Below are 16,931 nucleotides of genomic sequence, written 5' to 3' on the forward strand. Positions count from 1 at the left end.
ACAGACATGAATGCACTCACAAAAGACCAACTCCCTTGGACTCGCGAAGAGTTTGAGGATAAGTTACGCCAAAAAGGGCAGGGTTATCATATTTACCATCCGTTTCATGTGATGATGTACGAAGGTAAGTTAACTAAAGAGCAATTGCAATGTTGGGTGGCAAACCGTTTTTACTATCAAATTGCCATTCCAATGAAAGATGCCGCGATTCTGTCTAACTGCCCGGATAAAGAAGTGCGTAAGCAGTGGATTGTACGCATTACCGACCACGATGGAGTGGATGGTCAAGTCGGTGGTATTGAGGCTTGGATTCAATTGGGCGAGGCTGTGGGGTTAACACGTGAGCAAGTAACGAGTTTAGATATGGTCAGTCCAGGGGTACGTTTTGCCGTGGATGCATACATCAATTTTGCAAAACAACGCTCATGGCAAGAGTCAGTCTGTTCAAGCTTAACTGAACTATTTGCACCACATATTCACCAGCAACGCATTAGCTCATGGCCGACCATGTATCCTTGGATCAAAGAAGAGGGCTTGTCTTACTTTAAAAAACGCCTGACAGAGGCGCGCCGTGATGTAGAGCAAGGCTTAGGTGTGACATTGGACTACTTTAGTACATCACGCGAAATGCAAATGAAAGCATTGGAAATCTTACAATTTAAACTCAATGTACTTTGGGTGATTGCCGATTCCATTATGTTGGCATCTACAGACATCAAAACGGAAGGACGTGATTACCTGCGTCAACCGGTGATTCATTTTGATTAATAAAAGATAAGCGCTATGGAAAATAATATTCAGCCTACAGATATTTATGCATTGGCATTTCATCATCGCTTCCAATGGGAAGAAGCACAAAATAGCTATGTGATACTTTTTCCAGAAGGCATGGTCAAACTACATGGAGGTGCTGGAGAAGTGATTAAACGCTTAGATGGTAAAGCTACTGTAGCGGATGTTGTAGCTGACTTAAAAGCGACATTTCCTGATGCACAAGAGATTGAAAAAGATATTATCGGCATGTTTGAATTGGCTGTTAGTAAAGCCTGGTTAAGAAAAGTGAATTAGGCAGGCTTTAAAGGAGTAGCAAAATGACACAAGCTTCATTAGGTGATTCAGTCGTACAAAAAGAGGTGCACGCCCAACAGCAAAATAATGGCGTAGCTGCCAATATTACGCATACACAACCTTTGTGGCTGTTGGCAGAGGTGACGTATCGTTGCCCGCTACATTGCGCCTTTTGCTACAACCCAACCGATTACGATAAGCATACACAAAACGAACTATCAACTGAACAGTGGATTCAGGCCTTACGTGATGCACGTAAGATGGGTGCGATTCAGCTTGGTATCTCTGGTGGTGAGCCATTATTGCGTGACGATATTGAAGATATCGTGATTGAGGCGAAGAAGTTGGGCTACTACAGTAACTTGATTACTTCCGGTGTGGGTCTGACTGAAAAACGCATTCAAGCGTTTAAAGAAGGTGGCTTGGATCATATTCAATTATCGATGCATGACATTACCGAAGAAATTAATAACTTCATTACCAACACTAGAACATTTGAGTTGAAGAAAAAAGTAGCTGCGATGATTAAAAATCATGGCTACCCAATGGTGCTGAATGTAGTGATTCATCGCTATAACATCGGCCATATCAAAGAAATTTTGGAGATGGCAGAAGCCTTGGGCGCTGACTATGTCGAGCTGGCCAATACGCAGTATTACGGCTGGTCTTTGGTAAATCGTAGCCAATTGATGCCATTGAAAGAGCAAATTGATGAAGCCGAGCGCATCACCAATGAGTTCCGCCAAAAAGTAGGCAATAAGATGAAAATCTTCTTTGTGGTGCCAGATTACTTTGGCAACCGTCCAAAAAAATGTATGAACGGCTGGGGCGAGGTGTTCATGATTGTGACAGCAAATGGTGATGTGTTGCCATGCCATTCTGCGCGCGTATTGCCAGGGATAGAGTTTCCGAATGTCCGCGAAAAAGGCTTGGAGTGGGCATGGAAGGACTCGCCTGCGTTCAATAAATACCGCGGTGATGATTGGATGAAGGAGCCATGTAGAAGCTGCCCTGAAAAAGAAAACGATTTAGGCGGATGCCGGTGTCAGGCTTTCTTGCTAAGCGGTGATGCAGAAAGTGCAGACCCGGTATGTTCACTATCTCCTAATCACCACCTAATTGAGCAAGCGATTGAAGAATCCAAAAATCCACAGATTCAAGCGCAACCGATTATCTTTAGAACCGATAAAAATTCTAAAAAATATGCGAGTGGTGAGTCTAATGAACGGGTCGAAGCCTTTCACGCTTTGCCATAAGTACATCATTTCAAGGCTATAATAAAGGGCGCTGATAGGCGCCTTTTTTATTCAAGTATTCTAGTCAAGAGCAGATTTTAATTTGAAAACACATTCTATTTTTCTCGTCTATGTATTGGCCGCATTGGCTGCGCTCGCACCATTTGCCATTGATACGTATCTACCGGCATTTCATGTCATGGGCGCAGAATTAGCTACATCAGACTTACATATTCAACAAAGTCTCACCTTTTACCTGTTACCTTATGCTGCCATGACGTTATGGCATGGCGCAATCTCGGACGCGATTGGACGCATCACTACGATCAAATGGGGCTTAGGTATATTTGTGCTGGCCAGCATTGGCTGCGCGTTTGCACCCAATGTGGAAACGCTTTGGTTTTTTAGAGCCTTACAAGGTGCCAGTGGTGGGGCAGGTAATACCGTTGCACGTGCCATGGTGCGCGATTTATTTGAAGGCGCACAAGCTCAGCGCGTGATGGCAACCGTACAAATGCTGTTTGGCATTGCCCCAGCTGTGGCGCCTATTATTGGAGGCTTCTTGCTGGGAATTCACTGGCAAGCCATTTTTATATTTCTAGCCATCTACGCTGCACTTACGCTGTGGGCTTCGGTGAAGTTTTTACCCGAGACCATGCCCAGCGAAAAGCGTACTCAGCTATCGGCACGTAGCGTGCTCAAAAGCTATAAAACGATATATAAAGACATGGAGTTTGCCAAGCTAGTGACCGCGATTGGTGCCAACTTCTCTGGTTTTTTTATTTATGTATTGGCTAGTCCGGTATTTTTAGGCAAGCACCTCGGCTTGTCACCTCAGCAATATGGTTATTTATTTGTCCCCACGGTGACCGGTATGATCATCGGCTCTTATTTGGCAAAACGTGCGGCAGGTCGATACTCTGCCTCTCTGGTAGTGCGGTGGGCTTACGGATGGATGCTGGCACTGGCACTCGTCAATCTTACGGTATGTTATGTGCTGCCAGTGGCGGTGATGACCAATATTCTACCGATTGCACTATTTAACATTGGCATGGCCATGTGCATGCCGGTGTTATCGATTGCTGCGCTGGATCGCCATCCAAGAATTCGCGGTACTGCAGCCTCTGCACAAGCGTTCATGCAAATGCTCTTATCTACCGTGTCGGCTGGTATTGTGGTGCCGTTCGTCTGGTTTTCACCACTAGGGTTGGCTTGGGCGATGGCGGTGTACCTTGTATTGGGTTGGGTGCTAGTGCGCAAAACGCAGTTATGGGAGCCAAAAGCAAACACTGCTGTTGAACACTAGTTATTGAGTATTAACGCCCAGTATCTGCATTATTTTGTGTAGCATTAGGGTGATGCCACGCCAGAGTTTAGGCAGCATCCATAACATACCCAGTACAAATAGCAGTAGCACGCCTACAAACACTACGGGGTGGGCAAGTGCCAGCCAGCCGCCACTCAGCCATAAACCATCCTCACCAAATGATGTCGTGATATTGCTGACAGGCTCAGGAGATGTATTGATGAGTGCACGGCTGCCGGCTTTGGTGGCATGCGTAATCCCCGTGAGTGATCCTCCGAGCAAAGCCGCAATTGCTGCCATCATCGGGTCGCTTGCATTCATGGCGCCCATGGCAAGGTAGGCACCTGCCGGAATTCGAACAAACGTTTGGATACTATCCCAGACACTATCTACATAAGGGATTTTGTCTGCAAGAAACTCCACTATCATCAAAATACCAGCTACACCAATCACCACAGGATGGCGCAATATATCAAGCGTTTGGGGTAACTGTAAGTATTCGTAGCGGCTTAATAAACCTACTGCAAATACGGTTGCATACAGGCGAAATCCGCTGGCCCAGCTTAATCCACTGGCTAATGCAAAGCTAGAAATTGCATCCATAACGCCCTTTTGTTCCACAGATTCATAGACAACAACCCTTGTTAGTATAACGATTAATAATTTTAGACCAATCAAGTTTAAAGCTTTGAGGTCGATATAAACTTAAATAGAGAAGAAGTGTAACCATTTCTTTAGATACGCGACAAGGGAGTTTGACATGAGTACACGTGAACAAGATGCATTAAAAGCCTATTTGAATTTACTGGAACGCAAAGGCGTGCCAGAAGTGAAATTGATTCAACGCCAATATATTATTTTACGTTTAGTGCCGTTTATCGAGCACATCGAGTTGGACGGTTTACATTACCGCGAAGCTGTAGATCAGCTATTCAAAAAACTAGATCATGCTGAATGGGCAATCTGTATTCCAGTTATTCGCGATTATTTCTCATTTTGGGTCAAAGACATCAAAGCCATTGCTGGCATGAACCAAGATCACGCATTTGAAGCCAATGCTAAAACTTGGCAACCTGAAACACGTAACTTAAAAGAGTTATGGGAATCATTGGATAAAGTGACATTGACCAATGTAGAGGTGAAACCATTAGAAACCTATGAAAATGCGCTGCGTAGCCGTGGTGCAGATGATTTGTTTATTGATACACGTCGTAAACTGGCTAAATTGTTATTGCTCAGATTGCGTGATGTACCACATAAACAGCCTAATGCGTACCGCAAAGTGATGGAGGCGAACCTGCCATTGTTCACGACAGATGAAACGCACCACACGTTTTTGAATGTGGGTAGAGAGTTTTACTATTTCTGGAAAGGTGATGGTAATGCGCAGCATCAGCTAGCCATGGCCGCATAAGGGTAGTTGCACAAATAAAAAAGGAGACCGATGGTCTCCTTTTTTATTTAGATTTTGTTACTCAATCAACAATTCAGCTTTGCCTGGTACGCCATTCATTGCATCTGCATCCTCTAACGGTGCTTTTCTTGCGCTGATGACTGGCCATACTTTTGCTAGTCTTGCATTGATTTCGATAAATTCCTGTTGGTCTGCGGGCACGTCATCTTCTGCAAAAATCGCTTCGGCCGGGCATTCTGCCACGCATAATGTGCAATCAATACACTCGTCTGGATTAATCGCCAAAAAGTTTGGGCCTTCGACAAAGCAATCTACCGGACATACGTCTACGCAGTCGGTAAATTTACATTGAATACAATTTTCAGTGACGACATAAGTCATTATTTATTCCTTTACAGCTTTTAAAAGCCTAAAACATTATTTTATTAGATTTAATCATTGAACGATAGTCTGGACTTAGACAATCATCCCAGCGCCTACCGTGTTATTTGTGCTTTCATCGATCACAATAAAAGCGCCCGTCGCACGGTTAGATTTATAACTGTCTACCATCAACGGTTGTGCCAATTTAAAGGTGAGTCGCGCAATGTCGTTCATTTTTAAATCTGCAGTAGGTTGTTGCTCTAGTGTGTTCACATCCACTTTGTATTGAATCGCGCCGATTTTGGCTTTTGACTCACGCGTGGTATGACGCACAATATAAGTGCGGGCAGGCGAGAGCGGTGTTTCAGACAACCAGCATACAAACGCTTCTATTTGTTTGACTGGCTCTGGCGCTTCACTTGTTTTTACAATCATGTCGCCACGGGAAGTATCGATTTCATCTTCCAGCAAAAGCGTCACACTTTGTTCAGTTTGCGCGCTTTCCAATTGTGTCTCGCCTAATTGGATGGCTTTCACTTTAGACTGATACCCATTAGGTAGCACCGTCACAGCATCGCCTACTGCAATATTACCTGACTCAATGCGACCCATAAATCCACGGAAATCGTGTAAATCGGCATCGGCACTTGCGTGTGGGCGGCAGACAAATTGCACTGGGAAACGGAATTGCTCAGATTGCTCTGTATGTGCAGCCGGTGCTTTTTCTAGCATCTCCAGCAAGGTCTCGCCAGCATACCAAGGCATGCTGTCTAAACGGTCAACTAACATATCGCCATTCAGTGCAGACATTGGGATAAAGCGGATGTCTCTTGCTGCTGCTAATCCAATCTCTTCTGCAAACTGTAAATAGTCGGCACAAATTTTGTCGTATACGGCTTGGTCGTAATTCACCAAATCCATTTTATTCACAGCAACTACAATATGCGGAATCCCTACCAAATGTGCTAAATAGCTGTGACGACGCGTTTGTGTGAGTACGCCTTTGCGTGCATCTATCAGAATAATCGCAAGGTTTGCAGTAGAAGCTGCTGTCACCATATTGCGTGTGTATTGCTCATGGCCCGGCGCATCGGCAATGATGTACTTGCGTGTGCCGGTACTGAAATAGCGGTAGGCTACATCAATGGTAATGCCTTGCTCGCGCTCTGCTTGTAAGCCATCAGTCAGCAAAGATAAGTCAACGGCTTCCATGCCACGCTTTTTAGATGTGTTGGAAATTTGTGTCAGCGTATCAGCCAAAATGGTTTTGGTATCAAACAGCAAACGACCAATTAAAGTGCTTTTGCCGTCATCAACGCTACCGCATGTCATGAAGCGTAATAAAGAATCATTGTGTTGCATATGGTTACTCATTAGAAATAACCCTCTTTCTTGCGTTGCTCCATCGAAGCATCAGAGGTTTGATCATCTAAACGCGTAGCGCCGCGCTCAGTAATGGTAGTGGTCGCTGTTTCCAGCACAATTTTGCTGACGTTATCTGCATCTGAAAGTACTGGCGCTGTGCAGGTGATGTCGCCTACGGTTCTAAAGCGTACTTGCATATTGATGATTTCTTCACCGGCTTTAGGTACGTTAATCACTTCGCCACTGGTTAATGCTACATTGGCGGGCATCATGGCACCACCGCGCATAATAATGTCGCGTTGATGCGAAAAGTAAATGCTAGGTAAGCCTAAGTTTTCACGTTCAATGTATTGCCAAACATCCATCTCTGTCCAGTTGGAAATAGGGAAGGCACGAATGTTTTCACCTTTGTGTGAACGTGCGTTATACAGGTTCCATAGTTCAGGACGTTGATTTTTTGGATCCCATTGACCAAACTCATCGCGGAAACTCATGATGCGTTCTTTGGCACGTGCTTTTTCTTCATCGCGTCGTGCACCGCCAATACAACAATCAAAACCAAACTCCTCAATCGCTTCTAGCAATGTCACAGACTGGTGTTTATTGCGTGGTTCGTCCGGTGTTTTGAGTACGACGGTACCGCGTTTCATCGAATCTTCAACTGAACGCACAATCAGGCGCTCACCCAATTCAGCCGCACGCTGGTCACGGAAATTAATCACTTCTTGATAGTTGTGACCGGTATCAATATGCATGAGTGGAAAAGGGAAGCGACCTGGGCGAAATGCTTTTTCTGCTAAGCGCAAAATGCAAAGTGAATCTTTGCCGCCCGAGAATAGCAACACAGGGTTAGAGCATTGTCCGGCCACTTCACGCAAAATATGAATGGCTTCGGCTTCCAGCCAATCAAGATGGCTTAGCGTTTTTTGAGATGTAGTCATAGTTGTTTACGATTTAAAATTACTTTTTGACATGCAGGCCGCATTCTTTGGAGGTAGGATCTTCCCACCACCAACGGCCAGCACGGATGTCTTCACCCATTGCCACAGCGCGCGTACAAGGCGCGCAGCCAATGCTGGGGTAGAACTGGTCATGCAATTGGTTATAAGGCACACTAAACATGCGGATGTATGCCCAGACTTCTTTTTCAGTCCAGTCACTCAAGGGATTGAATTTTTCTAACTGGTTACTCGCATCAAATTCACGGGTTGGTAAACTAGCACGCGTAGTGGCTTGCTCGGCACGCATACCGGTCACCCATGCCTGTTTTCCGGCAAGCGCGCGCTGAAGTGGCTCTACTTTACGCATATGGCAGCAGGCCTTGCGTAGTTCGATACTTTCATAAAACGCGTTAATACCGTTTGTGCGCACATATTGCTCTACGGCTTCATGTTTTGGAAAAAACACGACGGGTTTTGTATGGTAAGTAGTTTCTACTTCACCCATCAATGTATAAGTTTCAGCAGGTAAGCGGCCAGTATCTAATGAGAAAATCTCAATCGGCAAGTGTTCTTGCATGATGATGTCGGTCAGCACCATATCTTCTGCACCATAGCTGTTAGCAAAGGTGATGGCTGTAAACTCTGCACTGGCAGCTTGCAATAAGCTTAATACTTGCGCGCGCTTTGTATGGACGCTTTGCGTAAGCTCATCTGTCAGCTTAGGCGAAGTTGCTGGGTTGCTAGCAGCAGGTTTGAGCATGCTAACACTGGAAACACTCATGCGCGATCCACTCTACGCCACACTGGTAGCGCATCATCCACAGCACCTTGGTAAGGTTGACTGAAATCTTTTAAGCTTGCTAACGCGTCTTCTGCTGAGCGGTCTGCACGAATCAAGTAGCTACTAAAGCCAGAACGTTTTAAGAAAAACAATTGATCGCGTAACACATCACCGACTGCACGTAACTCGTTTTTAAAGCCATAACGGGTGCGTAACAAGTTACCAATAGTGAAGATTCGACCATCGGGGAAACGCTCTACAAATACGGCAATCAGTGGCAACTCATTGATGTCAGCAAAGGTTGCTGCTAGTGAATCTAATGGCTCATGTGTCGCTATTAAAATGCCTATTTCTCCAGCTGCCATGCGGCTAGCGAGTTGTTCGACATTTGCTTGCCATACGGTTAATGGCAATAATACTTTGCCTGTAGCGGGTATTTGCGTAGCCGCTATTTGTGCAGGAGAATAAGTAGGCTCTCCTGTTAATTTGAAAAGTACCACTTTACCGGCTTGCTTTTTGACGACTTCGTCACCTAAACTAGGCGGAATCACCCTTGTCCACTCATCAGCCACCAGCGCATTGTCTTTAATTAGATTACTCATGCGGCCTCCTTCTCTGCATAGACATGGGCTTTGAATGGTGCAATACCTAAACGGCGCACTGTATCAATAAAGCGTTCTTCATCAGTACGTTCTTTTAGATACACTTCAATCAGACGTTGTACGACACCTGGCATTTCTTCTGCGGAGAAAGAGGGGCCTATGACCGTACCAATGCTTGCATCATTACCTTGCTTGCCGCCAATGGTGACTTGGTACCATTCTGAACCGTCTTTATCTACGCCTAAAATGCCAATATGCCCCACATGGTGGTGACCGCAAGCATTCATGCAACCAGAAATATTCAGCTCTAAGTCGCCAATGTCATGCAAGTAATCTAAGTTATCAAATTGCATTTGAATCGCTTCTGCAATTGGGATACTTTTTGCATTAGCCAATGAGCAGAAATCGCCACCTGGGCAGCAAATCATGTCGGTGAGTAAGCCAATGTTAGGCGTCGCTAAACCTGCAGCACGCGCTTTTTCCCAAATAGCGAATAGGTCGCTTAATTTCACATCGGCCAAAATCAAGTTTTGTTCATGTGACGCGCGCAATTCACCAAAGCTGTAGGCGTCTGCTAAGTCCGCGACTATCTGCATTTGCTCACTGGAGATATCACCTGGTGGCTTGCCATGTGGCTTGAGTGACAAGGTCACTGCACGGTAGCCAGGCTGTTTATGTGCATGTGTACAACGTTTAACCCAACTAGAAAAAGCTGGATTGCTAGCAATCGCGCTATCAAAGCCTGCATCATGTGCTGGCAAGGTTTCATATGGCATTGGTTCAAAGTGCTGTGCTACACGATGGAGCTCAGCCTCTGTGATGGTGTTAGGACCATCTTTAATATGCACCCATTCTGCTTCCACTTGTTGTTTGAACTCTTCAATGCCTAGTGCTTTTACTAAGATTTTAATGCGTGCTTTATACGCATTGTCGCGACGGCCATGCATGTTGTACACACGAATGATGGCTTCGCAGTAAGTGAGCGCATGTTGCCACTCTAGATGATCGCGAATCACCGTGCCTAGAATTGGCGTGCGGCCCAAACCGCCACCCACCCATACTTTAATCGCCACTTGGTTATTACTGTCTCTGTAAAATTCCAAGCCAATATCATGTGCTTGCACAATGGCGCGGTCTTGCTTAGTGCCAGATACTGCAATTTTGAATTTACGCGGCAGTAAAGCAAACTCAGGGTGAAAAGTACTCCATTGGCGCATGACTTCGGCCATCGCACGTGGGTCAATCACTTCATCCGGGGCAATGCTGGCAAATTGGTCGGTCGTGATGTTGCGAATGCAATTACCGGACGTTTGAATCGCGTGCATTTGTACCGTGGCTAGCTCTGCCAAAATCTCAGGCACGTCTTCTAGCTTAGGCCAGTTGAGTTGCAGGTTTTGACGCGTGCTGAAGTGGCCATAGCCTCTATCATAACGTTTGGCGATATCGCCTAGTTTGCGTAATTGTTTGCTGGATAGCATGCCATAAGGCACGGCAATGCGTAGCATAGGCGCATGACGTTGAATATATAAGCCGTTTTGAAGGCGCAGTGGACGAAATTCGTCGTCGGAAAGTTGGCCGGCTAAGTAACGGCGTGTTTGGTCGCGGTATTGTTTTACACGCTCATCAACGATTTGTTGGTCAATTGCATCGTATTTATACATAAATTATGGTGTTTCCTAACAGAGGCGATATTTTAATGTAAAACCAGCTTTAAGCCTACTAAAATCAGTATGGCAGCCAATACAATGCGTACCCAATGTTCAGCTATTTTTGAGCTCATATGGCTTCCTAAATAGATGCCTGGGATAGAGCCAATGAGCAGTGTGCCAAGAAGCGGGTAATCGATTGTGCCTAGAGAGGCATGGCCTAATCCTGCAATGAGTGTAAGTGGCACGGCATGCGCAATATCGCTTCCTACAATGGTGGTGATTTTTTCTTTAGGATACAACATGATGAGCGCAGTGACACCCAATGCGCCAGCACCTACAGAAGTGAGTGTAACTAACGCACCCAAAACGATGCCCAAGAATACTGTTGCAATTGGCACGTATTGCACTGGGAGCCAGTGACCTTTGCTGGATAAGTGTTTGAGCTTGTTTCTGAATAGCACTGCGGCCGATGTGATAATGAGTGCAACACCTAGCCAAAATTTAATGGTGGAGATTGCGCCGCTTGATTCAATATCAATCGTTTTTAAAAATAAGATCGTGGCAATGGAGGCTGGGATGCTGCCTATGGCTAGCAACTTCACAATGTTCCACTCAATATTGCCCAATTTGCCATGTGCAAATATACCCACAGATTTGGTCACGGATGCATAAAGCAAATCTGTGCCCACAGCGACAGCCGCTTTTACATTGAAAAATATGAGTAAAATAGGGGTCATCAGTGAACCGCCGCCCACTCCAGTCAGTCCGACTAGAAAGCCAACGAGGAATCCTGCTAATATAAAGTAGTAATTCACTGTGAGTAAAATCTAAAGAAAAATAACCTTAGATTTTAACATTTAATATATGTTTTATTAATAACCGTTGATTATTTCTATATACTGGTTAATTATAAAGTCACGATTGTTTGGATGCCGCGCATGAAGTTACACCAGCTAAAATATGTGCATGAAGTTTCGCAGCAAGGTTTGAATATCTCGGCAGCAGCAGAAGCGCTGCATACCTCTCAACCCGGCGTTAGTAAGCAAATTCAATTGCTAGAAGAAGAGCTAGGGTTACAAATTTTTCAGCGCAATGGCAAACGCCTAGTCGGCATTACCGAGCCTGGTCGGCAAATTCTAAAGTTGGCCGCGCAGGTGATGTTTGATATGCAAAATATCAAACGTGTGGGTGATGAGTTCAGCCGTGTTGAGACAGGTACATTAACCATTGCTACCACGCATACGCAAGCACGTTACAAACTGCCTTCTGCAGTGCAACAATTTATCCAAATGTTTCCCAATGTTAAGCTCACTATTCATCAAGGCAATCCAAGTCAAGTGGCGTCACAAGTGGCAAGTGGCGAGGCCGATATTGGTATTGCCACCGAGTCTATCAGCTTGGATGAGCGTTTGTTGACATTGCCTTGCTATCAGTGGAATCGCTGCTTGGTCATGCCTAGCTATCATCCGTTGGCCAGTAAGAAGTCGATCTCGTTGGCGGATATTGGCTCATATCCACTCATCACTTACGATTTTGCCTTTACGGGCGGGACGCTGGTGTCACAGGTATTTCATGATGCAGGTGTGACGCCTAATATTGTATTAACGGCGATTGATGCAGACGTCATTAAAACGTATGTGAACCTTGGTTTGGGTATAGGCTTAATTGCCAATATGGCATATGACGAGAAGCGTGATGCGCCTTTGATTAGCTTAGATTGCAGCCACTTGTTTCCAGATAGTACGACCTATTTGGGGGTGAGGCGAGATGCATTTTTGCGTGGCTATATGCTAAGCTTTATGCAATTACTTTCTCCAGACATCAATCTCAAAGCAATCGAGCAGACACTTAAAGGGACTTAATGACACGTGTCTTAATACTTGTTGCAGTAATGTTGCTCATGCCAGCATGTATGCATGTTGCCAAACATGAGGCTGAGTCCATCGTAGCGCCGCGTATCAAGGTGGTAGGGCATGGTATGCCGGATATTGATTTGAGCACGGCCATCTATGAGGTGCCAGTGAACGCTGGCGTGAGCTATCAAGATTTGGTAGATAGCTTAAAGTCTATTTCTGAGGGCATGAATTTTGTGAGCCCTGCCAATTTCCCCATTGGGGAGCACATGAAGTTACGTGGAATTGACCCGCAAGGTATCAAAGAAGTACGCACTTTTTGTAACCTAACCATGGGCACGGAAATCATCTTAGACCACCCAGAATTTTTGGTATTTGCGCCTTGCCGTATTGCTATTTATGAAAAATCGAATCAACTATATTTGGGGCTGGATCGGCCCACGTATGATTTGAAGAGCATCAAACACCCAAGTGCACGGGCCATTCAGTCCGCACAAACATTAGAAGATGCGTTAATCCAGCTCATGGAAAAAGCACGTCGCGGTGACTTTTAACTTTTAAAACAGAAAACGGAAAAATGACTCAACCCATTCGCCTAGCCAAATCAGAAGACTTTTTATACCTATTGCCAAAAATGGCGAATCGGCATGGGCTGATTGCAGGGGCAACCGGTACTGGTAAGACGGTTACATTACAGAGTCTTGCTGAGGGGTTTTCTGATTTAGGTGTGCCGGTGTTCATGGCCGATGTCAAAGGCGATTTGTCTGGCATGAGCCAAGTAGGGGGCGGCAACTCTAAAGTGGATGCGCGTGTTCAGCAATTGGCCATTCCGGATTATGCGCCAGCGGCCTCGCCAGTCACATTCTGGGATGTGTATGGCATCAAAGGGCATCCAGTACGCACTACGGTAGCCGAAATGGGGCCATTGCTGCTGGCACGCATGTTGAACTTGAATGATATACAAGCTGGCGTGCTAAATGCGATTTTTAAAATTGCAGATGACCAAGGCTGGTTGCTTCTGGATTTGAAAGATTTACGTGCAATGTCGCAATACGCAGCCGAAAATTCAGCGCAGTATCAGACTGAGTACGGCAATATTTCTGCAGCCAGTGTGGGTGCTATTCAGCGCGCTTTGTTGCAACTGGAAACAGAAGGTGGCGATCTGCTATTTGGTGAACCTGCGCTGAATCTAGACGACTTAATGCAAACAGATACCAAGGGGCGTGGTGTCATCAACATTCTCGCATCGGATCAATTGTTTAACTCACCGCGTGTTTATGCCACTTTGTTGCTGTGGTTGCTTTCTGAGCTGTTTGAAAAGTTGCCTGAGGTAGGGGATTTAGAAAAACCTAAGCTGGTATTTTTCTTTGATGAAGCGCATTTGCTATTCAGCGATGCGCCACAAGCACTCATGCAAAAAATTGAACAAGTCATTCGTTTGATTCGTTCTAAAGGTGTCGGGGTTTATTTTGTGAGCCAAAACCCGCTGGATATTCCGGACATTGTATTAGGGCAGTTAGGCAATCGCGTGCAGCATGCCTTGCGTGCGTTTACACCGCGCGACCAAAAAGCAGTGAACTCTGCTGCTGAAACCTTTAGAACAAACCCTAAAGTGGATGTAAAAACAGCGATTACCGAGCTAGGGGTGGGTGAGGCCTTGGTTTCATTCTTAGATGAGAAAGGCATTCCATCACCCGTCGAACGCGCGTTTGTCTGCCCACCAAAAAGTCGTATTGGACCAGCCACAGATGCAGAGCGCGCAGCTGTGATCCGCCAATCATTGGTTGCAGGTGTTTATGAGAAGTTGGTGGATCGGGAGTCTGCTTATGAGATTCTAAAACAACGTGCTACCGAAGTTGCAGCGAAAGAAGCGCCTAAGGAAGAAGAGCAGGGCTTTGATTGGGGCGGTGTGTTGGGCGGTAAAAAAGCAAGCCGCTCAGATTCTGTCTTAGAAAGTGCGGCAAAATCAGCTGCACGCGCCATTGGCTCTCAGCTTGGGCGTAGCATTATCCGCGGCGTTTTAGGCTCTATTCTAGGCAAAAAGTAACGGAATCTAGTCATTATTGGTTTGGCTGAGAGGCTTACCTTTCAGTCTTGCTAGTCATTAATTAGGGGAGTTCTTATGCAGTCTGATATTGAAATTGCGCAAGATGCAGTATTAAAGCCAATTTCGACGATTGCAGAACAATTGCCCATTGCACCTTCTGCGTTGATTCCTTACGGGCACCATATTGCTAAAATCAGCCAGGAGTGTGTTCGGACTTTGGCAGCTCGTCCCAACGGAAAATTGATTCTAGTCACAGCCATTAGCCCTACGCCCGCAGGTGAAGGCAAAACCACGACGACCATTGGGCTTGCCGATGCGCTGAATTACATTGGTAAACGCGCGGTAGCTTGCCTACGCGAGCCTTCTTTAGGCCCGGTGTTCGGCATGAAGGGCGGAGCAACCGGCGGTGGCTATGCACAAGTGCTGCCGATGGAAAATATCAACTTGCATTTTACTGGTGATTTTCATGCGATTACCTCAGCCAATAATCTACTGGCTGCTTTGATTGATAATCATGTTTATCAGGGCAATGCATTAGATATTCAGCAAGTGACTTGGCGGCGGTGTATGGACATGAATGACCGTGCCTTACGCCATGTGACCTTGCATCAGCGTCAGGACGTGGATACAGGGTTCGACATCACAGTGGCTTCAGAGGTGATGGCTATTTTTTGCTTAGCTGAAGACTTACAAGACTTAACACAACGATTAGGTAAAATCCAAGTGGGTGTTAACAGTCAGCATCAACCGGTGTTTGCAAGCGACCTACATGCCGAAGGCGCCATGACTGCCTTATTAAAAGATGCATTTCAGCCCAACTTAGTGCAAACCATTGCGCATACGCCAGCGATTGTACATGGCGGACCTTTTGCCAATATTGCCCATGGCTGTAACTCGGTAGTGGCTACTAAAACTGCATTAAAGCTTGCGGATTACGTGGTGACGGAAGCTGGGTTTGGTGCCGATTTAGGGGCAGAGAAGTTTTTTGATATCAAGTGTCGCCTTTCCGGGTTAACCCCAGATCTGGTGGTGTTGGTCGCAACGATTCGCGCATTGAAATACCATGGTGGCGCTGAGTTAGCGACCATTCAGCAAGAAAATATCGATGCTCTGCAGGCGGGCATTGAAAACTTAAAAAGGCATCTGCATAATTTGCATGATTTGTTTGGCATGCAAGTGGTGGTAGCCATCAATCATTTTACGCATGATACTCCCAGTGAGATTGCTGCTTTAAAAGATGCTGTGCAAGCGCTAGGGTTTGAAGTATGCATATGCAAGCATTGGGCAGAAGGTGCTGCCGGTGCACAGGCATTGGCAGAAACCGTGGTCAATTATCTCGCGCAAAAACCATCCAAGTTTCAAACACTGTATCCGTTAGAAATGCCATTGGTCGATAAGATTTTGACAATTGCACAGAAGATGTACGGCGCGAGTACTGTTGAATATAGCAGTACTGCGCAAATACAACTGGCACAATTGTCTACGCAATATTCAACGTTACCAATCTGTATCGCCAAAACGCAATACTCTTTTTCATGTGATCCAACCGTGCGCAATGCACCTACCGGCCATACGATAGAGGTAAGCAGCCTGCGTTTATCTCGCGGGGCAGGCTTTATTGTGGCTATTTGCGGCAATATGATGACTATGCCGGGTTTACCTAAACAGCCTGCTAGTGTGCGCATTGGGGTGAATGCTGATGGCAAGATCACTGGGCTATCTTGAGTATAATGGTCACCCATGATCACACTTAAGCAAGTCGGTAATGCTGACCAAACCATACAAAAATCACGATTTATTGCACAGGCAAAAATGTGTGAAACCGAGCGCGAAGTGGGTCTGTTTTTAAGGCAGCTCGCATCACAGCACGCAACAGCGCACCATTTAGCCTATGCTTTTAGAATTAAAACTGCCGAAGGTGTGATTCCTAGGTTTTCAGATGCTGGCGAGCCATCGGGTACCGCAGGTAAACCTATCCTGCAGATATTGGATGGGGAGCAATACGTGAACGTCTGTGTAGGCGTGATTCGGTACTATGGTGGCATCAATCTAGGGACTGGCGGCTTGGTCAAAGCGTATGGGGGCACTGCCAAATTGGCGTTACTGCAAGCCGGGGCAATTCCCTTTGTTGAAATGCAAGAGATGCGTATAACCACTAGCTATAAACGTGTAGACGAGCTAACACGCGAATTAAATAAAGTGAATGGTGTCGTGCTCAACAAAGCGTTTGATGAAGCTGCGCATTTCATCATCAAATTGCCAGTACAATCGGCACAACAATTTATTCAACGTTTTCAATCATAGGCA

18 protein-coding genes are annotated in these 16,931 nt (G+C 45.7%); 10 read left to right on the top strand and 8 right to left on the bottom strand.

What is annotated here, in order from left to right; translation table 11 throughout:
* The first annotated feature begins 6 nt into the window (after positions 1-6).
* From pqqC to A3Q3_RS0101245, 4 genes are all read left to right on the top strand, one after another.
* Positions 7-768, top strand: coding sequence for a pyrroloquinoline-quinone synthase PqqC (gene pqqC, locus A3Q3_RS0101230; RefSeq protein WP_020181744.1), 762 nt, complete (start codon positions 7-9; stop codon positions 766-768).
* A 15-nt stretch (positions 769-783) separates the two neighbouring features.
* Positions 784-1,068 carry a pyrroloquinoline quinone biosynthesis peptide chaperone PqqD gene (gene pqqD, locus A3Q3_RS0101235; RefSeq protein WP_020181745.1) on the top strand — a complete coding sequence of 95 codons (285 nt, stop codon included), beginning with the start codon at positions 784-786 and terminating at the stop codon, positions 1,066-1,068.
* Positions 1,069-1,091: 23 nt separating this feature from the next.
* Positions 1,092-2,324 (top strand): pyrroloquinoline quinone biosynthesis protein PqqE, encoded by a 1,233-nt coding sequence (gene pqqE, locus A3Q3_RS0101240; RefSeq protein WP_020181746.1) that lies wholly within the window; start codon positions 1,092-1,094, stop codon positions 2,322-2,324.
* Positions 2,325-2,406: 82 nt separating this feature from the next.
* The gene (locus A3Q3_RS0101245) at positions 2,407-3,609 is read left to right on the top strand and encodes a multidrug effflux MFS transporter (protein WP_025224093.1); all 1,203 of its coding nucleotides are present in this window, start codon (positions 2,407-2,409) and stop codon (positions 3,607-3,609) included.
* Here the strand turns inward: A3Q3_RS0101245 and A3Q3_RS0101250 are convergent, their stop codons facing one another.
* Positions 3,610-4,212 carry a DUF4126 domain-containing protein gene (locus A3Q3_RS0101250; protein WP_020181748.1) on the bottom strand — a complete coding sequence of 201 codons (603 nt, stop codon included), beginning with the start codon at positions 4,210-4,212 and terminating at the stop codon, positions 3,610-3,612.
* Between the two features lie 157 nt (positions 4,213-4,369).
* Here A3Q3_RS0101250 and A3Q3_RS13455 point away from each other — a divergent pair, with 157 nt between their 5' ends.
* Positions 4,370-5,023: a hypothetical protein gene (locus tag A3Q3_RS13455; RefSeq protein WP_020181749.1), complete on the top strand. Its 654-nt coding sequence runs from the start codon at positions 4,370-4,372 to the stop codon at positions 5,021-5,023.
* A 57-nt stretch (positions 5,024-5,080) separates the two neighbouring features.
* On the opposite strand, the gene fdxA is transcribed toward A3Q3_RS13455, so the two are convergent.
* The 7 genes from fdxA to A3Q3_RS0101290 form a co-directional block, all read right to left on the bottom strand.
* Complete coding sequence (gene fdxA, locus A3Q3_RS0101260) at positions 5,081-5,404, bottom strand: ferredoxin FdxA (protein ID WP_020181750.1); 324 nt, start codon at positions 5,402-5,404, stop codon at positions 5,081-5,083.
* Between the two features lie 75 nt (positions 5,405-5,479).
* Positions 5,480-6,760, bottom strand: a complete 1,281-nt coding sequence (cysN, locus tag A3Q3_RS0101265; protein WP_020181751.1) for a sulfate adenylyltransferase subunit CysN — start codon at positions 6,758-6,760, stop codon at positions 5,480-5,482.
* Positions 6,760-7,692 carry a sulfate adenylyltransferase subunit CysD gene (cysD, locus tag A3Q3_RS0101270; RefSeq protein ID WP_020181752.1) on the bottom strand — a complete coding sequence of 311 codons (933 nt, stop codon included), beginning with the start codon at positions 7,690-7,692 and terminating at the stop codon, positions 6,760-6,762. Before cysD ends, cysN begins: the two co-directional genes overlap by 1 nt.
* Positions 7,693-7,711: 19 nt before the next feature.
* On the bottom strand, positions 7,712-8,473 hold the full coding sequence (locus A3Q3_RS0101275) for a phosphoadenylyl-sulfate reductase (protein WP_020181753.1): 762 nt from the start codon (positions 8,471-8,473) through the stop codon (positions 7,712-7,714).
* Positions 8,470-9,075, bottom strand: coding sequence for a DUF934 domain-containing protein (locus A3Q3_RS0101280; RefSeq protein WP_020181754.1), 606 nt, complete (start codon positions 9,073-9,075; stop codon positions 8,470-8,472). The genes A3Q3_RS0101275 and A3Q3_RS0101280 overlap by 4 nt, the downstream gene beginning before the upstream one ends.
* Positions 9,072-10,736 carry a nitrite/sulfite reductase gene (locus tag A3Q3_RS0101285; RefSeq protein ID WP_020181755.1) on the bottom strand — a complete coding sequence of 555 codons (1,665 nt, stop codon included), beginning with the start codon at positions 10,734-10,736 and terminating at the stop codon, positions 9,072-9,074. The genes A3Q3_RS0101280 and A3Q3_RS0101285 overlap by 4 nt, the downstream gene beginning before the upstream one ends.
* A 32-nt stretch (positions 10,737-10,768) precedes the next feature.
* Positions 10,769-11,539: a sulfite exporter TauE/SafE family protein gene (locus A3Q3_RS0101290; RefSeq protein WP_026361670.1), complete on the bottom strand. Its 771-nt coding sequence runs from the start codon at positions 11,537-11,539 to the stop codon at positions 10,769-10,771.
* Positions 11,540-11,662: 123 nt separating this feature from the next.
* Between A3Q3_RS0101290 and A3Q3_RS0101295 the strand changes: the two genes are divergently transcribed.
* The 5 genes from A3Q3_RS0101295 to A3Q3_RS0101315 all read left to right on the top strand — a co-directional run bounded on the left by A3Q3_RS0101295 (position 11,663) and on the right by A3Q3_RS0101315 (position 16,928).
* Complete coding sequence (locus tag A3Q3_RS0101295; RefSeq protein WP_020181757.1) at positions 11,663-12,586, top strand: CysB family HTH-type transcriptional regulator; 924 nt, start codon at positions 11,663-11,665, stop codon at positions 12,584-12,586.
* Positions 12,586-13,131 carry a DUF302 domain-containing protein gene (locus tag A3Q3_RS0101300; protein WP_020181758.1) on the top strand — a complete coding sequence of 182 codons (546 nt, stop codon included), beginning with the start codon at positions 12,586-12,588 and terminating at the stop codon, positions 13,129-13,131. Before A3Q3_RS0101295 ends, A3Q3_RS0101300 begins: the two co-directional genes overlap by 1 nt.
* A 23-nt stretch (positions 13,132-13,154) precedes the next feature.
* Positions 13,155-14,624, top strand: coding sequence for a helicase HerA-like domain-containing protein (locus A3Q3_RS0101305; RefSeq protein WP_020181759.1), 1,470 nt, complete (start codon positions 13,155-13,157; stop codon positions 14,622-14,624).
* A 75-nt stretch (positions 14,625-14,699) separates the two neighbouring features.
* A complete protein-coding gene (locus A3Q3_RS0101310; protein ID WP_020181760.1) occupies positions 14,700-16,349 on the top strand; it encodes a formate--tetrahydrofolate ligase in 1,650 nt (549 codons plus the stop codon).
* A gap of 15 nt (positions 16,350-16,364) precedes the next feature.
* Positions 16,365-16,928 carry a YigZ family protein gene (locus A3Q3_RS0101315; protein ID WP_020181761.1) on the top strand — a complete coding sequence of 188 codons (564 nt, stop codon included), beginning with the start codon at positions 16,365-16,367 and terminating at the stop codon, positions 16,926-16,928.
* The last annotated feature ends 3 nt before the right edge of the window (positions 16,929-16,931 follow it).

It is taken from the genome of Methylotenera sp. 1P/1 (assembly GCF_000384355.1).
GTDB lineage: Bacteria > Pseudomonadota > Gammaproteobacteria > Burkholderiales > Methylophilaceae > Methylophilus.

What these genes read in the sequence shown, in the direction of transcription:
- A3Q3_RS0101300 (WP_020181758.1), top strand. Translation starts at nt 12,586, where the DNA reads ATGACACGTGTCTTAATACTTGTTGCAGTAATGTTGCTCATGCCAGCA.
- A3Q3_RS0101250 (WP_020181748.1), bottom strand. Translation starts at nt 4,212, where the DNA reads ATGGATGCAATTTCTAGCTTTGCATTAGCCAGTGGATTAAGCTGGGCC.
- A3Q3_RS13455 (WP_020181749.1), top strand. Translation starts at nt 4,370, where the DNA reads ATGAGTACACGTGAACAAGATGCATTAAAAGCCTATTTGAATTTACTG.
- fdxA (WP_020181750.1), bottom strand. Translation starts at nt 5,404, where the DNA reads ATGACTTATGTCGTCACTGAAAATTGTATTCAATGTAAATTTACCGAC.
- A3Q3_RS0101285 (WP_020181755.1), bottom strand. Translation starts at nt 10,736, where the DNA reads ATGTATAAATACGATGCAATTGACCAACAAATCGTTGATGAGCGTGTA.
- cysD (WP_020181752.1), bottom strand. Translation starts at nt 7,692, where the DNA reads ATGACTACATCTCAAAAAACGCTAAGCCATCTTGATTGGCTGGAAGCC.
- pqqD (WP_020181745.1), top strand. Translation starts at nt 784, where the DNA reads ATGGAAAATAATATTCAGCCTACAGATATTTATGCATTGGCATTTCAT.
- A3Q3_RS0101280 (WP_020181754.1), bottom strand. Translation starts at nt 9,075, where the DNA reads ATGAGTAATCTAATTAAAGACAATGCGCTGGTGGCTGATGAGTGGACA.
- cysN (WP_020181751.1), bottom strand. Translation starts at nt 6,760, where the DNA reads ATGAGTAACCATATGCAACACAATGATTCTTTATTACGCTTCATGACA.
- pqqC (WP_020181744.1), top strand. Translation starts at nt 7, where the DNA reads ATGAATGCACTCACAAAAGACCAACTCCCTTGGACTCGCGAAGAGTTT.
- A3Q3_RS0101305 (WP_020181759.1), top strand. Translation starts at nt 13,155, where the DNA reads ATGACTCAACCCATTCGCCTAGCCAAATCAGAAGACTTTTTATACCTA.
- A3Q3_RS0101310 (WP_020181760.1), top strand. Translation starts at nt 14,700, where the DNA reads ATGCAGTCTGATATTGAAATTGCGCAAGATGCAGTATTAAAGCCAATT.
- A3Q3_RS0101275 (WP_020181753.1), bottom strand. Translation starts at nt 8,473, where the DNA reads ATGAGTGTTTCCAGTGTTAGCATGCTCAAACCTGCTGCTAGCAACCCA.
- pqqE (WP_020181746.1), top strand. Translation starts at nt 1,092, where the DNA reads ATGACACAAGCTTCATTAGGTGATTCAGTCGTACAAAAAGAGGTGCAC.
- A3Q3_RS0101315 (WP_020181761.1), top strand. Translation starts at nt 16,365, where the DNA reads ATGATCACACTTAAGCAAGTCGGTAATGCTGACCAAACCATACAAAAA.
- A3Q3_RS0101295 (WP_020181757.1), top strand. Translation starts at nt 11,663, where the DNA reads ATGAAGTTACACCAGCTAAAATATGTGCATGAAGTTTCGCAGCAAGGT.